General features: G+C 53.3%; 19 protein-coding genes. 13 read left to right on the top strand and 6 right to left on the bottom strand.

The annotated features are described in order from the left end of the window. Nucleotides 1–31: 31 nt before the first annotated feature. The 5 genes from BN1190_RS13020 (at nucleotide 32) to BN1190_RS15080 (ending at nucleotide 3376) form a co-directional block, all read left to right on the top strand. Nucleotides 32–316, top strand: coding sequence for a hypothetical protein (locus tag BN1190_RS13020; RefSeq protein ID WP_040287440.1), 285 nt, complete (start codon nucleotides 32–34; stop codon nucleotides 314–316). Nucleotides 317–481: 165 nt separating this feature from the next. After that, complete coding sequence (locus BN1190_RS13015) at nucleotides 482–757, top strand: hypothetical protein (RefSeq protein WP_040287439.1); 276 nt, start codon at nucleotides 482–484, stop codon at nucleotides 755–757. A gap of 26 nt (nucleotides 758–783) precedes the next feature. Then, on the top strand, nucleotides 784–1767 hold the full coding sequence (locus tag BN1190_RS13010) for a sensor domain-containing diguanylate cyclase (protein ID WP_052461874.1): 984 nt from the start codon (nucleotides 784–786) through the stop codon (nucleotides 1765–1767). A 407-nt stretch (nucleotides 1768–2174) separates the two neighbouring features. Further along, on the top strand, nucleotides 2175–3002 hold the full coding sequence (locus BN1190_RS15330) for a methyl-accepting chemotaxis protein (protein ID WP_040287438.1): 828 nt from the start codon (nucleotides 2175–2177) through the stop codon (nucleotides 3000–3002). Next, nucleotides 2999–3376, top strand: a complete 378-nt coding sequence (locus tag BN1190_RS15080; protein WP_040287437.1) for a DUF6508 domain-containing protein — start codon at nucleotides 2999–3001, stop codon at nucleotides 3374–3376. Before BN1190_RS15330 ends, BN1190_RS15080 begins: the two co-directional genes overlap by 4 nt. Before the next feature lie 451 nt (nucleotides 3377–3827). On the opposite strand, the gene BN1190_RS12995 is transcribed toward BN1190_RS15080, so the two are convergent. Beyond that, nucleotides 3828–4043, bottom strand: coding sequence for a hypothetical protein (locus BN1190_RS12995; protein ID WP_040287436.1), 216 nt, complete (start codon nucleotides 4041–4043; stop codon nucleotides 3828–3830). A gap of 117 nt (nucleotides 4044–4160) precedes the next feature. On the opposite strand from BN1190_RS12995, the gene BN1190_RS12990 reads away from it, so the two are divergent. The 6 genes from BN1190_RS12990 (at nucleotide 4161) to BN1190_RS14885 (ending at nucleotide 9642) form a co-directional block, all read left to right on the top strand. Then, nucleotides 4161–5045, top strand: a complete 885-nt coding sequence (locus BN1190_RS12990) for an Rpn family recombination-promoting nuclease/putative transposase (RefSeq protein WP_244898715.1) — start codon at nucleotides 4161–4163, stop codon at nucleotides 5043–5045. 317 nt (nucleotides 5046–5362) lie between these two features. After that, nucleotides 5363–6340: a nuclease-related domain-containing protein gene (locus BN1190_RS12985; RefSeq protein ID WP_082023411.1), complete on the top strand. Its 978-nt coding sequence runs from the start codon at nucleotides 5363–5365 to the stop codon at nucleotides 6338–6340. A gap of 411 nt (nucleotides 6341–6751) precedes the next feature. After that, nucleotides 6752–7405 carry a VTT domain-containing protein gene (locus BN1190_RS12980; RefSeq protein WP_040287435.1) on the top strand — a complete coding sequence of 218 codons (654 nt, stop codon included), beginning with the start codon at nucleotides 6752–6754 and terminating at the stop codon, nucleotides 7403–7405. Between the two features lie 353 nt (nucleotides 7406–7758). Further along, on the top strand, nucleotides 7759–8658 hold the full coding sequence (locus BN1190_RS12975) for a polysaccharide deacetylase family protein (RefSeq protein WP_040287434.1): 900 nt from the start codon (nucleotides 7759–7761) through the stop codon (nucleotides 8656–8658). A 24-nt stretch (nucleotides 8659–8682) separates the two neighbouring features. Next, the gene (locus BN1190_RS12970; protein ID WP_040287433.1) at nucleotides 8683–9321 is read left to right on the top strand and encodes a YkyA family protein; all 639 of its coding nucleotides are present in this window, start codon (nucleotides 8683–8685) and stop codon (nucleotides 9319–9321) included. Nucleotides 9322–9366: 45 nt separating this feature from the next. Next, entirely contained in the window at nucleotides 9367–9642 is a 276-nt protein-coding gene (locus BN1190_RS14885; RefSeq protein ID WP_144036105.1) for a hypothetical protein, read from the top strand. Here BN1190_RS14885 and BN1190_RS12965 read toward each other — a convergent pair. From BN1190_RS12965 to BN1190_RS12945, 5 genes are all read right to left on the bottom strand, one after another. Further along, the gene (locus BN1190_RS12965) at nucleotides 9591–10424 is read right to left on the bottom strand and encodes a serine hydrolase (protein ID WP_040287432.1); all 834 of its coding nucleotides are present in this window, start codon (nucleotides 10422–10424) and stop codon (nucleotides 9591–9593) included. The genes BN1190_RS14885 and BN1190_RS12965 overlap by 52 nt on opposite strands. A 207-nt stretch (nucleotides 10425–10631) precedes the next feature. Then, nucleotides 10632–11069, bottom strand: coding sequence for a hypothetical protein (locus BN1190_RS12960; RefSeq protein WP_144036104.1), 438 nt, complete (start codon nucleotides 11067–11069; stop codon nucleotides 10632–10634). 644 nt (nucleotides 11070–11713) lie between these two features. Beyond that, nucleotides 11714–12100 carry a carboxymuconolactone decarboxylase family protein gene (locus BN1190_RS12955; RefSeq protein ID WP_040287430.1) on the bottom strand — a complete coding sequence of 129 codons (387 nt, stop codon included), beginning with the start codon at nucleotides 12098–12100 and terminating at the stop codon, nucleotides 11714–11716. Nucleotide 12101: 1 nt separating this feature from the next. Further along, nucleotides 12102–13736 (bottom strand): thiamine pyrophosphate-binding protein, encoded by a 1635-nt coding sequence (locus tag BN1190_RS12950; RefSeq protein ID WP_040287429.1) that lies wholly within the window; start codon nucleotides 13734–13736, stop codon nucleotides 12102–12104. Nucleotides 13737–13752: 16 nt separating this feature from the next. Beyond that, the gene (locus tag BN1190_RS12945; RefSeq protein ID WP_040287428.1) at nucleotides 13753–15975 is read right to left on the bottom strand and encodes a putative bifunctional diguanylate cyclase/phosphodiesterase; all 2223 of its coding nucleotides are present in this window, start codon (nucleotides 15973–15975) and stop codon (nucleotides 13753–13755) included. Nucleotides 15976–16393: 418 nt separating this feature from the next. Here BN1190_RS12945 and BN1190_RS12940 point away from each other — a divergent pair, with 418 nt between their 5' ends. After that, nucleotides 16394–16651: a DUF2188 domain-containing protein gene (locus tag BN1190_RS12940; protein WP_040287427.1), complete on the top strand. Its 258-nt coding sequence runs from the start codon at nucleotides 16394–16396 to the stop codon at nucleotides 16649–16651. Between the two features lie 537 nt (nucleotides 16652–17188). After that, complete coding sequence (locus tag BN1190_RS12930; RefSeq protein ID WP_040287425.1) at nucleotides 17189–17737, top strand: competence protein ComK; 549 nt, start codon at nucleotides 17189–17191, stop codon at nucleotides 17735–17737. The last annotated feature ends 130 nt before the right edge of the window (nucleotides 17738–17867 follow it).

Below are 17867 nucleotides of genomic sequence, written 5' to 3'. Positions count from 1 at the left end.
TCTGACCGGTTGCTGGGTCGGAGGATTTTTTATGTGGGAAGACATGGGTGGCGTCTTGGGTGGTGAATTGTGTCCGGATGCCGATAAATTCGGCGAAGTGTCCGATATGCAGCCTCAAATGTCCGATAAGTCGGAGCAAGTGGCCGATACTTCGCACGAAATGTCCGATAACTTCCGCCAAAAGTCCGATACTGCACTGCGGGCAATCCGGAAGGGCGCAGGCGTAGTGTTGAATATCCCGGAAAGGAAGACAAACCTCTCACTGATTGCAGAACAATGGCTTATTGGACGTATGGTTTCTATAATGGAGATATAGTTTATAAGGTAGTAACTCTCAAGTTATTAGTTATAATTAACTACATACTATTTACCTAAATGAAGAATGATGGTATAATTTCCAAGTAAGTTTGATTCCTAATAAGCAGCTTACTCACTACATACATTAAGATGAGTAGTGAGAGGTTTTAAGGAGAAAGAACACATGGAATTCATCGAATATCTCAAAAAACGCCATGATCTGCAGCCGGGGACCCGGATGCTGTCGGACATATCTGCTGAACAGTATGCGAACCGTCTCCATAACTTACAGCGCAAAGGGATCTACCAGGGGCAGTCCGATATTACGGATCTTATGCTGCAGGGGATCGAGAAGGAATATAAGCGGGGGCTCGATCTGTATCCCCGGACGATCCGGTACTATATAGAGTACCAGTCATATCTGGAACGTTTGGAAAAGTGTCAGGAGGCTATTAAGTAAGGTAGCCATGACAGGAGGGGCATTTGTTGGGAATCATCAATTTGCTGAAGAATTTACTTTCCATATTTACAGAGAGGTCTGCCAGGAAGCCTGCGGCATCGGATGGTTTTTCCGGAACCGGTTCCTCGCCAGGCCGTGAACTTCTGGACATGCTGGATAATTCACAGGACGTGATCTACTACTTCCAGATACAACCGGAGCCGAAGTTCATTTATCTGAGTCCCGCCATCGACTTATGGCTGGGCGAAGGAACGGCGGCTGCCGCCATGGAAGATCCCTCCGTTCCATTCAACCTGGTTCATCCGGAAGACCGGACCGAGATGGATGACAAAGTGAGCGGGCGAGTCGACTACAGCGAGCCGCTCATCCAAAGGTGGCGGGACCGCGATGGGGTGTATCATTGGTTCGAAGAGCGGATGACGCCCCTGTATCAAGGCGGCCGGCTCATTGCACTGCAGGGCGTGACGCGGAATATCGATGGCCGCATGGACTATCAGCAGCAGCTGGAGTACCAGGCGACCCATGATGCCCTGACCGGCCTGCACAACCGGACCTATTTTGACAGTGTCATGGAATTGCTGGATCAGGAGGTTGCCGATCAGGCTGGACTGATCGTGCTGGATGTCGACAAGCTGAAAACCGTGAACGACCGGCACGGCCACGACGCGGGGGATGTCCTGCTGCAGAGAGGCGCGCGGTTCCTGAAGAGATTCGCAGCGGAGCAGACGACGGTGGCGCGGATCGGCGGAGATGAGTTCACGATCCTCGTCCGGGGGGCTGACACACATCGCATCATGGCCGGCTTCATGGAAATCCTGTCTGACGAGCTTGCCCGGTACAATGCGGAACATGCAGGGGAAGAACTTCATCTGTCCTATGGATGCGCTTTCACGGAACATTCAATAGGGAACATGGGGGAATTGTTCAGGGAAGCGGATCAGGAAATGTACCGCCATAAAGCGGAGCGGCAGCGCACTCATGAAAGCCGCAGCCGCTGTATTTCGGTGTGACGCCCGGTTACAATTGAATGCCGCAAATTGGAATCCCCTGACGAAAGGCCGTCAGGGGTTTATTGCGTGTCTTGGAATCCAGCCCGTTTGCTGAATTGTGCCTGGCTGCCGATAAATTCGGTGATGTGTCCGATACTTTGCGGCAAATGTCCGATATGTACGGCGAAGTGTCAGATACATCACGCCAACTGTCCGATAGAATACATATTTCAGAAAGTACTCAGTGAAAATAGGAATGGAATAGGTAATTATAATCAATGAATTTATGGTACTATTGAGAGGACTAAATTCCTTATAAACATATTCATAGCAAACGGCAAAGGACTGCTGACGAAATCGGAACCGGACACTGACCGGGTCCGGATAAAGAGGATTTTTCATAATCGATACATGAGGAGTGGGCGGACATGGATCATCATAGAACGGATGGCACCTATAACACCGGTCAGGTATTGGAAGAGAAACGTGTGCTTGCGGCACTGGAGTCGAATTTGGCAATGATCGAGTTCGACCGGGATGGAAAGGTGCTTTGGGGGAATGAACAGTTCGCAGGGACACTCGGCTACTCGGTGCAGGAAATCAGGAGGATGCATCACAGACAGTTTTGCACACAGGAATTCCGCGACAGCCGTGATTATACGGATTTGTGGAGGACACTGCGGGAAGGACGGAAGTTTCAACAGAAAATCGGCCGTGTCAGCAAGACGGGCAGGCTTGTTTCTCTGGAAGCGACGTATATCCCTGTCAAAAACGAGACGGGTGAAGTGGATGCCGTACTCAAGATTGCGACGGACATCACCGAACGTGAGAACCAGACGATCGGCATCGTCTCCCAGCTGAAAGCCCTGTCGGAAGGTCTGAGCGAAACGATTACAGAGACTGCGGAGGAGAACCGGAAAGCGATCGGCTCCCTGCAGGACCAGACGGACTCGATCCGCCAGATCTCCGATACGATCCGGAAGATCTCCGCCCAGACGAACATCCTGGCACTCAATGCCGCAATCGAAGCGGCCCGCGCCGGCGAACACGGCCGCGGTTTCCAGGTCGTGGCCACGGAAGTCCGCAAACTGGCGGGCAGTGTCGAAACGGCGATCGCGAAGGTGAATGGCAATATCGATCTCATTTCGACAGATGTTGAGAAAGTGAGCCGGCTGACGGAAAGTTCGCAGAGTACAGTGGCCGCCACCCAGCAGGAAATCGAGACCGCAATGGCGACATTTGAGGGGATCGTATGAAAGACTTGTCGAAGCTGTATGCTCATCTGCCTTATTTCGAACAGACGGCCGGGCAGGAGCCGCGCCGCCTGATCAAAGAAGCCGGCGTGTTCTACGTGGAATATGAACAGGACATGAATGATTTCCTGGATGCTTATTATGCTGCGGAATGGACGGACACGGCATACCCGGATACACTGGCGGGCGCCGGCATCACCTCGCCGGCGGACATGGAAGCGGCGATTTCGGGTGCGGATCGGCCGCTGCTGAAGGCGATGCTCACACAGATGGTGCGGGAAGAGCGGTTTGGAACGGGGGCGCTCGCCCGATATGCGGGCAGCGGCCTCATCGCCGGGGTGCTGCGCCGGATGAAGGAACTGGAAGACGCGGAATAAGGGCATTTGCACAAGGGCACAGCCGAACGGGCGCTGTGTCTTTTTTGTAGTGCGGAAAAAGCATGTCGGCGCTTGAATTGTACCTGGATGCCGATAAATTCGGTGAAATATCCGATAGTTCGTGGGAAGTGTCCGATAGTTCGTGCCAAGTGTCCGATACTTTGTGGCAAATGTCCGATACTTCCCGTGATCTGTCCGATATGCCCCAGCCGTCCCCCCTGGCTTGTCTCATTTTGCGCGCCAGCAAGCTGCCGCGTCCACTGTGATCGCTGCAGAAAACGAACGAAGTGAGCACCATTCAGGCCCTTGAATTGTGTCTGGATACCGATTAATTCAGCGATTTGTCCGATACTTCGTGCCAAGTGTCCGATAAGTAAGGTGAAATGTCCGATACCCAACGCCAAATGTCCGATAATAGCCTTGATCTGTCGGATAGTCCAGCTGCCTTTCTTCAAAACAGCTGCATTTGCTCTGCGGTGTCCGCAAGCTCTTCCTTCTTCACATACCCCATCTTCTTGAAGCCTCTCGCTCGCTTTTGTGCCATATGCTGCACAGCGGGTACATGAGGGTCTATGTAGTCGTAGACACGTACTTCCTCTTTGTTGTCGTGATTGCGATGGAGCCTGCCGACGTATTGAGTCAGCTTTCCTTCAAATGAGATAGGCATGACGAGAAACAGTGCATCCAGTCTGGATAGATCAAAGCCCTCACCTATGTATTTACCGGTTGCGATGACGAGCAGTTCATCCTCTTCGGGCAGTTGCCGAATGGCCTGAACGCGATTTTGCAGCGGACAGGACGGGAACGCATTCTGGATATCTCGTTTGCGAGTAATGAAGCCGGCGGGGAGCATGAGGAGGACAAACAGTCGAGACTGGATCTGCTCGTGACGACGGGCTCGGGGGATTGGCTCAATGTTGAAATCCAGTTCACGGATAAGTATGATATGGTCAAACGGTCCATGTATTACTGGTCGGGGGTGTACCGGTCTCAGCTGCGCCGAAGAATGGGGTACCGCGAGCTGCGTCCTGTCATTGCGATAAATCTTATGAATTTCAATATTTTCACACAAACTGAACAATTCCATACGACATATCATCTATATGAAGACAGAGAGAAATTCAAACTGACAGATATGATGGAATTCCACTTCATTGAGATGCCGAAGCTGCTGAGTGCTTGGAAAGAAGAGCGTCTGGATCCTTGGAATGATGTGCTGGCCCGCTGGCTGCTGTTACTGGGTATTGTCGACACACGGAAGGATGAAGTTTACAAAGATATCTTCAAGGAATTGGAGGAGATCGCTATGAATGATGAGACGCTGCGGGAAGCGTTCCATAGCTGGGAAGGTCTGAGTGCGACACCTGACGAAGTCCGGGCGTACCAGGCAAGGATGAAGCATATTATCGATGAAGAAGCAGCCGTGCGTGAAGCAGAGCTGCGGGCTAAAGAGGCGGAACTGGAAGGAGAAAGAAGGGGTGAGGCGAGAGGAGAAGCGAGAGGAGAGGCGAGAGGAGAGGCGAGAGGCAAGAAGGAAGCGACTGAGCGGATGGTCCGAAATATGCTCGCAATGGGCATGACGCCGGCCGACGTTGCTCGAGCTGCTGAAATCAGCGAGTCTGAGGTTGTCGGCATTCAAGAGTCGAAAGGTCCCGACAGTGCAGAGTGAGTTCTGTGAAACGCTTGGAGATATCTGTTTGCTTATGCAGGCGCCTGCGAGTCCGGGTGCCTTTTTGGCTTTCATTTAAATCGGTGGCGGCAGTTGAATTGTGCTTGGATGCCGATACATTCGGCGAAGTGTCCGATAGTCCGTGCCAAGTGTCCGATAAGTCGGGCGAAGTGTCCGATACTTCCCGTGATCTGTCCGATAAGGAGCCTCTAGTACGGAAGCTGGCTTTGATGCAAGAAAATTTATTGTGAAACGAGATAAGTGCATGGTTGTGTCTGAATAGTGTGATATAGTTGAGGGGACTACGGAAGGAAGTGATGATTATACTGATGAAAGAACGGACAGCACCCGTCCTGGTCGAAGGGCTGGAGGCTGCTGTCAGACGAATTCCCCAGTCCCACCCCGTGTCCCCCAATCTGCAAGCCCGGCTGTCTGCCGTGAAAGCAGGTTACGGCGGTGAACTTGAACTGGACCGCGTGCTGAACACCTACAAGTTTCCCCACGAAATACTGGAGTTTCACGATCTTTCCCTTGTTTCCCATACGTTATTTCAAATGGATACTCTCTTGCTCACTAATGAATTTGCATTGATTTGCGAAGTGAAGAATATGGCGGGGGATCTGGTTGTGACAGAGAATCCGCCGCAGCTGATCCGTACGTCGGACGACGGGACTCTCAGCGGTTTCCTGAGTCCGCTTGCACAAGTGCGCAATACATGCGAGCTGTTCGAAGAATGGCTGCGCGCCAGAGGAATCAGCCTCCCTGTCCATGGCTGTGTTGTCATGGCATATACCAAGCAGCGCATCACCTTACCTGACACGGACATTCCGACGCTGTTTCCGAAGCTGGTGCCGCGCCGTATCCGAGAGCTGATGACCGGCCGCAGGGCACTGACAAACAGTGAACTGGCGCTGCTCGGCCAGCGAGCTCTGGATAGTCACCAAACGTTCAATCACAGACCGGTCTGTGAGGTGTTCGATATCCCGCCTGACGTCATCAAAGGCGGCGTTGCCTGCCCAGATTGTGAACGGCTTGGCATGTGGAAACGCGGCAAAGGTTGGTACTGCCCTGCGTGTAAGACCCGCTCGATGACTGCCCACGAGCAGGCTATCCGGGATTGGTTCTGGCTGACGGGTGAACCGCTGACCAATGCGGCATGCCGTGCGCTGCTTGGACTTGACTGTCCCAGAACGGTACTCCGTCTCTTGCGTGCTATGAAACTGACGGCTATCGGAACTAAACGCGGCAGAACATATTCAATGCAATTGCAAAAAAAACTTGCGAAGCACACATAACCTCTGTGTGCTTTTTTGATGGGATGAACCATACGGGCTGCGCCAGGAGCTATAGAGGTGCATTGTGCAAGGCGAATGCATGTAGGGATGGTCATCATGAGGAACGGCATTCAGGCCCTTGAATTGTGTCTGGATGCCGATACATTCGGCGAAGTGTCCGATACTTCGTGCCAAGTGTCCGATAAGTAAGGTGAAATGTCCGATAGATCCACCCAAATGTCCGATACGCCGCGCCAAGTGTCCGATACCCGTGAAAAACGTCCCGGCAGGAGAGGCCTCCTTGGCAGGCGCGCAAAAATTAGAGTGTTTTGCATCCGTTCCGTGTATACTGAATCTTATTAAACCGAGGAGGCGGCCGTACATCCGGACTTGCAGGCCTCGAAAACAAAATGGAGACAGAGGAGCGCCATTATGCATCTCATTGAGGGACTGTTCAGTTTCATTCTTCACATCGACCAGCATCTTATCGATATCATCCAGATGTTCGGCGGCTGGTCGTACGCCATATTATTTCTAATCATCTTCGTGGAAACGGGGCTTGTCGTATTCCCGTTCCTGCCCGGCGATTCTCTGCTGTTTGCGAGCGCTGCGCTCGCAGCAGCCGGGGAGGCGTTCAATATCTGGCCGCTCGTGATCGGGTTCCTGGTGGCCGCAATCATTGGTGACAGTGTCAATTACCAGATCGGGAAGTCAGCCGGAAAAGGTCTGTCGGCCACCCGCTGGTTCGGGAAATTCATCAGCCAGGACAAATTGGAAGCAGCCGAACGGTTTTTCAATAAACACGGCGGCAAGACGATCGTCATTGCCCGATTCATGCCGTTCATCCGGACGTTCGCTCCATTCGTCGCAGGGGCCAGCCGCATGGACTACCGCTATTTCCTGATGTACAACATAGCCGGCGCCGTCCTCTGGGTGGGACTCTGTACGTCACTCGGATTCCTGTTCGGCAATATCCCGGTCGTGAAGGAGAATTTCTCGGCCGTCCTGCTCTTCATCATCGCGCTGTCGGTTGTCCCGCCGCTGGTCAGTCTTGTGAAAAACAAATTCAGCAGCAAACCGGCGTGACGTCGGACTGCTTATCAAAAATCCTTCATTCACATGCAGTGGGCGGAGGATTTTTTGTTCGTGAATTGTGTCTGGATGCCGATAAACTTTGCGAAGTGTCCGTTACTTGCGGGCAAGTGTCCGATAAGTGCGGTGAAGTGTCCGATATGCCATGTCAATCGTCCGATACCGGTACTCAAATGTCCGATATGCCTGAGTGGTGCGTGCAAACAACATGTCGATCAGGGACATAAAAACTATGAATCTGCCAGTCTGATGGTGTCGTTTTTTGTCTGTTCATGGTAAAATGAAAAAATTGAAGTTTACTAGATGGCAGGGGACGGCTCTCCTCTGCAATGTAGGGAGTGAGGCAAATGAAGAAGCGATTGAACCGGAAGGGCAGGGTTCTATCGGTATTATTGGCGGCAGCGGTCCTGCTGCTGGCGGTCGGTCTGCTCATGCCATATCAGGATGAGAAGCCGGAGACGGATGCACGGACTGCATCGCTGTCTGAACTGACAGTATCCGCAGCACCGCTTGCGAAGTTTGAGGGATCGGCGTTCCGTCAATCGATCGTGCAGAAAGAACGTCAGGATCGGGAAGCGGCGCGTAAGGCAGCCGTTGCGAAACAGAATACAGCGGATGCGAAAGAGCGTGCCATCTACCTGACGTTCGACGACGGGCCGTCCAGCCAGGTGAACCGCCTGCTCGATCTGCTGGATCAGTATCAGATGAAGGCGACTTTTTTCATGCTCGGGCCGAATGTCCAGCAGTATCCGGATTCACTCGTGCGCATGAAAAATTCCGGCCACGCGCTTGCATTGCATGGCATCACACATGAAGCGGGCAAAATTTACAGCGGACCGGAAGCACCTGCGAAGGAGATGGCGCAGGATCGCGATATCGTTGAGAAAGTGAGCGGTGTGCGTACGAATATCGCGCGCGTCCCATATGGCAGCATCCCATACTTGACGGAAGAAATGCGGGACGAATTGGCCAAAGAAGATTTACGGATGTGGGATTGGCATGTGGACAGCCGGGATTGGGAACTGAAGGACAAGCGCTATGTCACGCACACCATTGAGAGCATCCAGCACATGACGGAAGCAGGTGTGGCACCGGTCATCCTCCTGCACGACAAACCGGCGACCATCGATCATCTGCCCGAGCTGCTCGCGTTCATCAAAAAACAGGGCTACAAGACGAAAGTGCTTACGAACGACATGGCGCCTGTCACATTCCAATGTGAAGGCCGCTGTTATGCTATCAAATGATGGTGCTTTACGGAGGGATGAAAGATGAAACGATTGGCACTCGGACTATTGCTGGCGGGTGTGCTGCTGATGCTCGCCGGCTGCCAGACCGATAAAAAGCAGGCGGAATCGATACGCGGAACACTGGACGAAGCGGTTCCGATGGAGAAGGAATTCCAAAGCGGCCAGGAAGCGCTGACGCAGGAGCGGGAGAAGGTCCAGGCGATCTATGGAAAAGTTCTGGCTATGGAGAACACCGACACGGGCGCCATCCGTCAGCTTGCCGGCAAGCATGAAGTTGCTGAAGAGCTGAAGCTGCTGAAGACAGCTCAGGCGGACTTTAAAAATGTCCACGAAAAGATCGGGGCAATTCAAAAAACAGTGGATGGTATTAAAGATGGTGACCAGAAAGAGGAAGCAGCGAAACTGGTGAAGCTGGAAAATGACCGGAAGAAGGCGATGGATACGTACTTTGCCGCGTATCAAGATCAGCTTGAGACCGAAACTGCGTTTTTCGATCATCTCGAACAGGGGCAATTCGACCTGAAGGTGATCGACGACCAAGTGCATCACATTAACGATGACAGCGGTAAGATGGGGGAAGCGATCGAGCAGTTCAACGCATACACGAAACAGTTCAATGACGCGCAGCAAACCTATTTCAATATGGCCGGCCTCGACTGACGGGGCAGACGAAACCCCTTGCCTGGTACGGAACGGCAAGGGGTTTTGTCATGTCTTGCTGCTGAATTGTGCCTGGATGCCGATAAATTCGGCGAAGTGTCCGATACTTCAGCTGAATTGTCCGTTACGTGTGATGAAGTGTCCGATATCGCCTGCCAAGTGTCCGATACTTCTTATGAACTGTCCGATATGCCCTATCAGCGAAAGCTCCGCCTCCATGAAAAACAACCGCCATCCTGGAAGCAGGACGGCGGGCGCATGTATGCGGGTCAGTTGGCAAGCGGCTCGAATGCCGGGTTATCATCCGGTGATAAAGTCTGAGAAGACATATAGTCGATGATGAGACGGCCGATCCGGGCGATGGTCTGCTGGCCGTCGTGGTTGTACTGCCAGTCCGTTGTGAGCGCGGCTAGATCGACACGCATCCGGTCGTTCTCGAAGTAGGCGATATCATGCTCCGTGCCGGGCAGTGTGCCGGTCTTGTTGCCGATGATCAGTGTTTCGTCGAAGATCGGCTGATAAGCAGGCAGTTTGTCGATCAGCTGCTGGTCCCGCATGATCGTTTTCAGCTGCTGTTTGCTTTTCAGGGACAGATGCTTGCTGGCGGGGTCGAGGCATTCGAGGAAACGTACCATATCCCGGGCGGTTGCGAAATTCTCAAGACCGAGTGCGAGCGCCTCATAATCCATGAATTTACGGGTCAGCTTCGACCCGGCGGCACCGACTTCATCGAAAAAGGCCTGGATCCGGTCGAGCCCGGTATGCTCGATGACGAGATTGGCCGCTGTGTTGTCGGACACGATGATGGACAAGGTAATTGCGTTCAGCAGTGTGAGTTCAGTGAATCCGCTCATGTAGGCGAGCACACCGGAACCGCCGACAGGCTCATGGATGGGGAGGCGTGTGTCCAAATCCAGCTCCCCTCGGTCGACAGCCGCCAGACAGGCCATGGCAATCGGCACTTTCAGGACGCTGGCCGAGCGTTTGACGTCATCCGCTCCGATGGCGATCGTGCCGTCCGGCGTCCGTACACAGACGGAAACATTTCCTGTCGAGCCGGCCGCGAGCAGACTGAGCTGCTGTTCTAGTTGTGTGAAGTTCATAGCATTCACCCTTCCCCATGGTTTTTCTTCCATCTTACCATGTTCTGGCTGTATCACGGTAGAAGGGATTGCACTTTTTCGACAACTCGTTTTAGGAAAGGCCGTCTGCCCAGTGGACCTGTTGGTTTTTAAGATGGTGAGGTGGATCTGTAAAGAGCGCTTTCACCGCGCCGGCAAGACAGGGACCCCAAACAAACGGTTCATGGATTACTCTGTCGCCGGCTTCACAACTTGCACGTGCCGCAGTCCGTACGTCTTGAATTCCTGCTTGTATGCTGATTCCGCCTGGCTTTTGGCGTGCATATACGCCTTCTCGGACATGAAGCCATAACCTTCCTGCAGCGACTCTTTGGCAGCCATACGGTTTACGAGCTCCTGCCAGAATACAACTTCCTTATGACGATCCTCAATTGGGCGCATCTCCTCTTCATAGATGCCGTTCGGATAATACCCTCCCTGTTCTGCATCATAGGTGACCAGGTCACCGCAGCCGAATTCAGCCGCCTTTGCACAGAATGTTTGCAGGATGCCGTCGTAATCGGAGAGACGCTTCTCCTGCAGACGGGCACTGCTCGCGGTCCATTCTCCTAAAAACAGCATGTCCAGCATATGCCGGTACTGCTCCTTCGTCAGTTCGATCTGCATGCATATCCCTCGCTTTCTGTTGGTTTCCTTACATCCTACCATAGCAGAGCCTGCAAGCGGCTGACAAACAACGCCGCTGAATTGTGCCTGGATGCCGATAAATTCGGCGAAATGTCCGATATGCTGCGTCAACTGTCCGATACATCCTGCGAAGTGTCCGATACTGCACGCCATCTGTCCGATACCTTGCCCGAACTGTCCGATACGCCAGAACCGGCAAGGGCATGCTTGTCTGTTTCCTGCGCGTCACGGAACAGTCGTAGAGCTGGCAAGCTGCCGCGCACATGGCGGATTCTATAGAAAACGAGCGGCAGCGAGCACCATTCAGGCCCTTGAATTGTGCCTGGATGCCGATACATTCGGCGAAGTGTCCGATACGTTGCGTCAACTGTCCGATACTTCCGTTGAAGTGTCCGATACGTTGCGTCAACTGTCCGATACTTCCGTTGAAGTGTCCGATACGTTGCGTCAACTGTCCGATACTTCCGTTGAAGTGTCCGATACGTTGCGTCAACTGTCCGATACTTCCGTTGAACTGTCCGATACATCACGCCAAGTGTCCGATACCTTGCGCCAAATGTCCGATACGCCGACGAAGCATACAATAAAACACGCACACCGGCGCCGGTGTGCGTGTTTTACTATCAGATCATTTCATCCGCTGTTTCCGCGAAGACTTCGGCGGCCAGCCCCATGGCCTGGACGGCTTTCGGAAAGCCGGTGTAGCCGATGCAGTGGATGATCAGTTCCTTGATCTCGGCTTCGGTCAGCCCGGAACGCAGGGCGGCCGGCAGATGGACGCGCAGCTGATCGAAGGCCCCTTGGGTGATGAGCGTCGTCAATGTGATGATCTCCCGTGTTTTCAAGGACAGCAGGCTGCCGGTGTACAGCTCGCCGAACCCGAAACCGACAATCATGTCCCACATTTTCGGTGATGCTTCTTTGATGTGTTCCATGTAGGCGAGGGTGGCGGGCGGGAACAGTTCCTCCATCACCCGTTCGCCCTCTTTGTAGCGTTCGTTCAATTCCATATCATTGCCTCCCCATCGTCGGTGGTATTTCGTTCTGGTCGACGAGCACTTCGACGACCGCCGGTTTTTTCGTTCGCCGGATTGTAAGCAGCGCCTCTTCGATTGCTTCCGCTGTCTCTTCCGGTGTCCGGCACGTTTCCGCGAAGACGCCCATCGAGCGTGCGAACGCCGCGGCGTCGAGCGGTGTTTCGTATGTACCGCCGATCGAGGTGCCGATCATCTTGCGCATCCCTTTTTCCACCATATCGAGACAGCCGTTGTTCAGGACGACGAACAGGACGGCGGCGTCATAGTTCTGGGCGGTCGACAGCTCCGTGCCGTGCATGAACAGGCAGCCGTCTCCGACGAGGCAGACGATGGTCTTGCCGGGTGCCGCCAGTTTCGCTCCGATCGCATACCCCAGGCCGTTGCCCATTGCGCCGAAAATATCATCGAAGAAGAAAGTACCCGGCTTCACAATATCGAAGTTCTGGATGCCATAGAACGAGTGGCTGCCGTCATCGCCGAATACGATCGCATCATCCGGCAGGGCGCGCCGCATCGCCAAGACTGCGGAAACCGCGGACATCCGCTCGCCGGGGACCGTGTCCGGCAGAGCAGGAGTTCTGACGGGGTAAAGGAATGATCCGCTGTCCACAGCAGGCTTGTCCGCCATCATCCTCGACAGGTTCGCACGGATATCCCCTAAAATCGGTATGGCGGGCACCGGCAGTGATTTGCCGATGAATTCCGGATTGTAATCGAAGTGGAGAAGCCGTTCCGGGTACATCGCTTCCGTCAATCCTGCGACGGACATATCGCTCAGCTGTGTGCCGATGACAACCATGAGGTCAGCAGGCTCCTGCAAGTAGGCCGCGGCTTCCGGGGTGCCGCCCAGTCCGAATGCGCCGAGTGACAGCTCGTGGTTCGAAGGGAACGTCCCTTTGCCGCCGGGGGTCGTGATGACCGGAATGCCGTAGTACTCCGCGAGATGTCGGACTTCTTTGTATGCCCGGCTTGCATGGACCCCCTTCCCGAGAAACAGGACGGGCCGTTCGGCGGAATCGATCAGACCGGCGGCCACTTCCAGGTCGGGTGAGATGAGCGGATGGGCGGCAGGGAAGTCAAGTCTGAACGGCTCGATCTCTTCCAGGAGAACGTCGAACGGGATGGACAGATGGACCGGCCCCTGTACGCCTTCCACTGCCTTTTCAAGCGCATGCTGGAGCATCGGCCTGAGCAGGTCGGCACGGTCGATGCGTGCACTGAATTTGGTCACATGGCGGAACAGTTCGGTCAGATCCGTACCGAACAGGCTGGAATCCTGTCCCATCGGCTTGCCGGTATCCTTAGCGGATGGATGCCCGGTGATCAGGAGCAGCGGCACACAGAAGGCTTTCGCCTGTCCGGCTGCCGACAGCAGATTCGTGCCGCCGGGTCCCGATGTTCCGACCGCAATCCCGATCGTCCCGTTCATGAGGGAATAGCCGGCCGCTTCATAACCGGCTGCCGCTTCGTGCCTGCTGAGGACGAATTCCATTTCCTCTTCGAGCAGGGCAAAGAGAATGGGGGAGACAGCCTTGCCCGGTATCCCGAACACATGGCGGACACCCCAATGTTTGAAGTTGGCAGTCAAAACGGATGCTGCTGTTGTCATAGGGAAGACTCCTTTGTCAAGTATTCGGAAGGTAATAGGACGACTCGATCCGCGCAGCAGGCAGCGGTTTGCCGAACAGGAAGCCTTGTGAAATGTCGCAATGCTGAAGTTTCAGGGAATCCAGCTGCTCGGCGGTTTCCACACCTTCAGCAATCACTTCCTTCTTCAGGCTGTGCGCCATGGAGATGATGGCGTTGACGATGATGGCATCATTGTTGTCTTCCGTCAGTTCGTCCACAAACGACTTGTCGATCTTGATGTAATCGATGGGCAGGTTCTTCAAATGATTCAGCGAGCTGTAGCCCGTACCGAAATCGTCGATGCTGATGCCGACACCGAGCGCTTTCAGATCACGCAGCACATCCACCGCATAATTGTAATCCATCGCCATGTACTCGGTGATCTCGATGACGAGATAGCGCGGTGCCAGGCCGGTGCGGCTGAGCACTGACCGCACCAATCCGACGATATTGCGGGTCAGGAACTGCTGGGCCGATAAGTTGACCGACAGTTTGACGGGAGTCCTGCCTTCGTCCTGCCATTGTCTGTTCTGTTTGCACGCTTCCTCCAGCACCCATTCGCCAAGCAGGGTGATCAGACCGCTTTCTTCAGCCAAGTCGATGAATCGGTCGGGCGGCAGGAGGCCGAGTGAGGGATGCTTCCAGCGGACGAGCGCTTCGAACCCGACCAGTTCACCGGTCCAGTTATGGACTTGCGGCTGGTAGTGGAGTATGAATTCCTCATTTTCAAGAGCTTTGCGCAGATCGAATGTCAGACTTGACTCCGCCTTCATCGTCTCCAGCAGTTCAGGTGTATGGACGACGAAGCGGTTCTTCCCTAACGACTTTGCTTCGTACATCGCATTGTCGGCATTCAGAAGGAATTGTTCTTTCGTGATCGGGTAGTCAGGATACAGCGCGACCCCGATGCTGGCGGTCGTGATCAGTTCCCGTCCGTTGACAACGATCGGTTCCTCAAGGATACCGCACATTTCGCGTGCGACCGCCATTACGTCGTCACTTGAATTGAAATCGGTCAGGAGCAGGATGAATTCGTCGCCGCCCATCCGAGCGAGAACGTCGGATTTCCGGACATACGGAAGCAGCCGGCGGCTCACTTGCTGCAGCAGCTGATCACCGTACGAATGGCCGAAATTGTCATTGATGACCTTGAAACGATCCAGGTCGAGGAACAGCAGCGCTGCGTTCCGGATACGTCCGTCCGCCAACTTAGGGATGACATCCTCGATTTGCTTGTTCAGGAATCTGCGGTTCGGAAGGCCGGTCAGATCATCGTGGAAGGCGAGATAGTTGTACTGTTCCTGTAGCAGGTACCGATCGGTGATGTCACGGAACTGGCCGAATGCTCCTATCATCGTGCCGCCTTCATAAATCGGCTGGGCATCGAACAGGCAGACGACCGGATTCCCGGTACCATCCAGGAATTTCAATTCCTCGTTTTCAAACAAAGTTCCATTCCGCAGCACCTCTGTGAAATAGCCCCCTGTCAGAGGGGAATCCTGGATGTTGCGGCCGATGACATCCTCCCGGGTGTTCCCGGATAACTGTTCTGCAAATTCGTTGAACTCCAAAGTGATGCCCTCTTCGTCCGTCACGACAATCCCGTTCCTCGTACGGCTGAGCATGATCTGATTCAGAATGAGCAGTTTGCGGTTCTGCTTGCGCAGCTGCAGTTCACGCTCGATCGTATCGACGACTTGTGCCAGCATGGACAGGAACAGGGGATTCTGGAAGTCGATCGGCATCATGATGGACAGACTGCCCAGCAGCTGCTGTTCGTCAATATAGCGGAAGGCCGAACCGTAACAGGCGATGCCGTGAAGGAAGGTGTGGTAGTGCTGATCGCCGATAATACTGATCGGATGGGGCTGCTGCAAGGACAGGCTGACCACATTCGTGCCGGTATCTTCTATTTTGAACAGGCTTCCCGGCGTGATGCCGAGCTCGGTGATCGTCGACTTGATGGTTTCATCCCCTTCAACCGAGAGCAGATACCCATTTGCGTCTGACACGACAACCAAAATCGGTGTGCCGGCAAGCGAATCGAGCAGCTTCTCTGAGAAAAAACGGACAACTGACAATATTTCCTTATACGAGCAGCTGCGCGCCTGGAAACCAGCATCATCCAGGAAATTCTTCGGTTTGCTCAATTCATGCGGATCCATCCCGGCGTTCCGGCAAAATTCATTGGCTTCTTCGATGTAGTGCGGGTGTGTCATATGATTGAGTTCCCTCCCATCTGCTTGCAGACTATCTAGTAGGTGTTTCGACAAATCATGACAGTAGTTAAATGGTATGTTCTCTAAAAATACAGTATTGCAGCGGCAGGGTAAAGGGAAAATTGAGTGAACGGTTTCTGGAGGGCTTGAAGGTCCTTCCATTTAATGAACCAGTACCCTCAAATCAATGACAATAAGCTGCCGGCACGCAGGACTGCAAGTTTGAAGTTATGAATATAGTAAATCGTTTCCATGGTAACCGACTCTCATATACCTTCAGGACGACTGGTCTTCGTCCTATACCGGTTTCTTGTATTCTATTCGGCCGGCGGTCTGCAGAGCAGGGCAACCAACTGTTTCAACTTGCCGGCAGCGGGTACTGAAGGAACAGAACATCTTCATACGAGGAGGAATCATCATGAACAAAGAGCAGGAGAAGTATTTTGAGGATCGTGCGGGAACCGAGGATGCACGCTATCATATCGTTCCGCATGGTGATGAATGGGCAGTGAAACGTGAAGGTGAAGACGATGCGGTGTGCACGACAGGGTCTCAGGACGAGGCGATCGACGAAGCGAAGAAACTCGCAAAGGAAACTGGGACGATGGTCTATATTCATAATGAACACGGACGCATCGAGAAGCAGCTTGAGTTCAACAAGGATAAAAACAGATAAGCCATTTAGGTGCTATAGTCAGGAACGGCAATGCGGCCGTGCCTGACTATTTAAATTGAAGCTGAAAATTCATTTATACATAAAACCAACGAATTGAAATGTTTTCTGGAGAATGCTGATAGAAGAGTCCGAGCGCAAAATTTGGAGGAAACGCAGGGCAGATGAGTGGGGAAACGACAAAATCGGATAAAAGTTCGAAAATTTATATAATAATGCCTTTTCTTGTAGACGAGGGAGGAAATATTTACTATGATAGATGAGTAATTAGTGAAACAGTCACAGGCGTATGTCGTGCCTTGTGTTCATTTCATACGAGAGGCTGATCACGGGATCGAGGATGTCCTGGTAATCCCGGAGAAGCAGCAGGATGGAAAGGGGGTGAGAATCAGCGATGGGATCAGTGAAACGAAGAAACCTCCGAGTGTCATAGTCTGGCGGGACTCACTCGGAGGCGCACTGGGTAACCAGCTTATTTGCTAGTATACCCCTTTTTACTGATTATTAAAGTGTTTTTTTACTCAAGAGGGGGTACTTTGGATGGTGATTTTGGAGAAGTATGTCATTACTACGGAAACCAGTATCTTGTTTCCATACTACGATGCCTGCGGCAAGCTGATGTCCATGATCCTTGAAGGGGATCAGATTGTATTCGTGGACAGCAGGCCGACAGATATCATCGATTACAACCTCCGGCGGGTCGGCTCCAGCCTGAAAGGGGCTGCCGAAGGGGCGGATGAACTTCTTGGCAGAACCTTCATGTCGCCGGTCAGTCTCAGTAAGACGCATCAGATCTACATGACGCCGACATGCTCACCGAAAGCGGACGCCTGCATCTGGCTCGCTGTGGGCCATGTCGACACGTATGTGTGCAACAGCGGCGGAACCGTATCAGTCCGGCTGCGGAACGGCAGTGTTGCCGAATTGCCGCTCAGTCCGTACCAGTTCAGGGAACGTGTCCGGCAAGCTTGCACGCTGCAGTACTCGATCGAGACGAACACCCGCCAGGCGATGAAAGTGAAGGAAGACTACACACAGTCCTATATTTTGAAGAAGCCTGAGAAGGGCATGAATTACGAGGGCGAATGACGTGAGCTGAATAAAGGAAGTGAGGCTTGGGCGCGGCGACATCTCCGTGCTCAGGCTTTTTTTGCGCGAAGTGGATTTAGGGGGAGAGGGGCGCATGAGCGTTTGTAGGGATGGCTTGAGCGCTTCTTGT

The organism is Sporosarcina koreensis (genome assembly GCF_000826145.2).
In the GTDB taxonomy this organism is placed as follows: domain Bacteria; phylum Bacillota; class Bacilli; order Bacillales_A; family Planococcaceae; genus Sporosarcina; species Sporosarcina trichiuri.
This window is presented reverse-complemented; position numbering and strand designations above follow the sequence as displayed.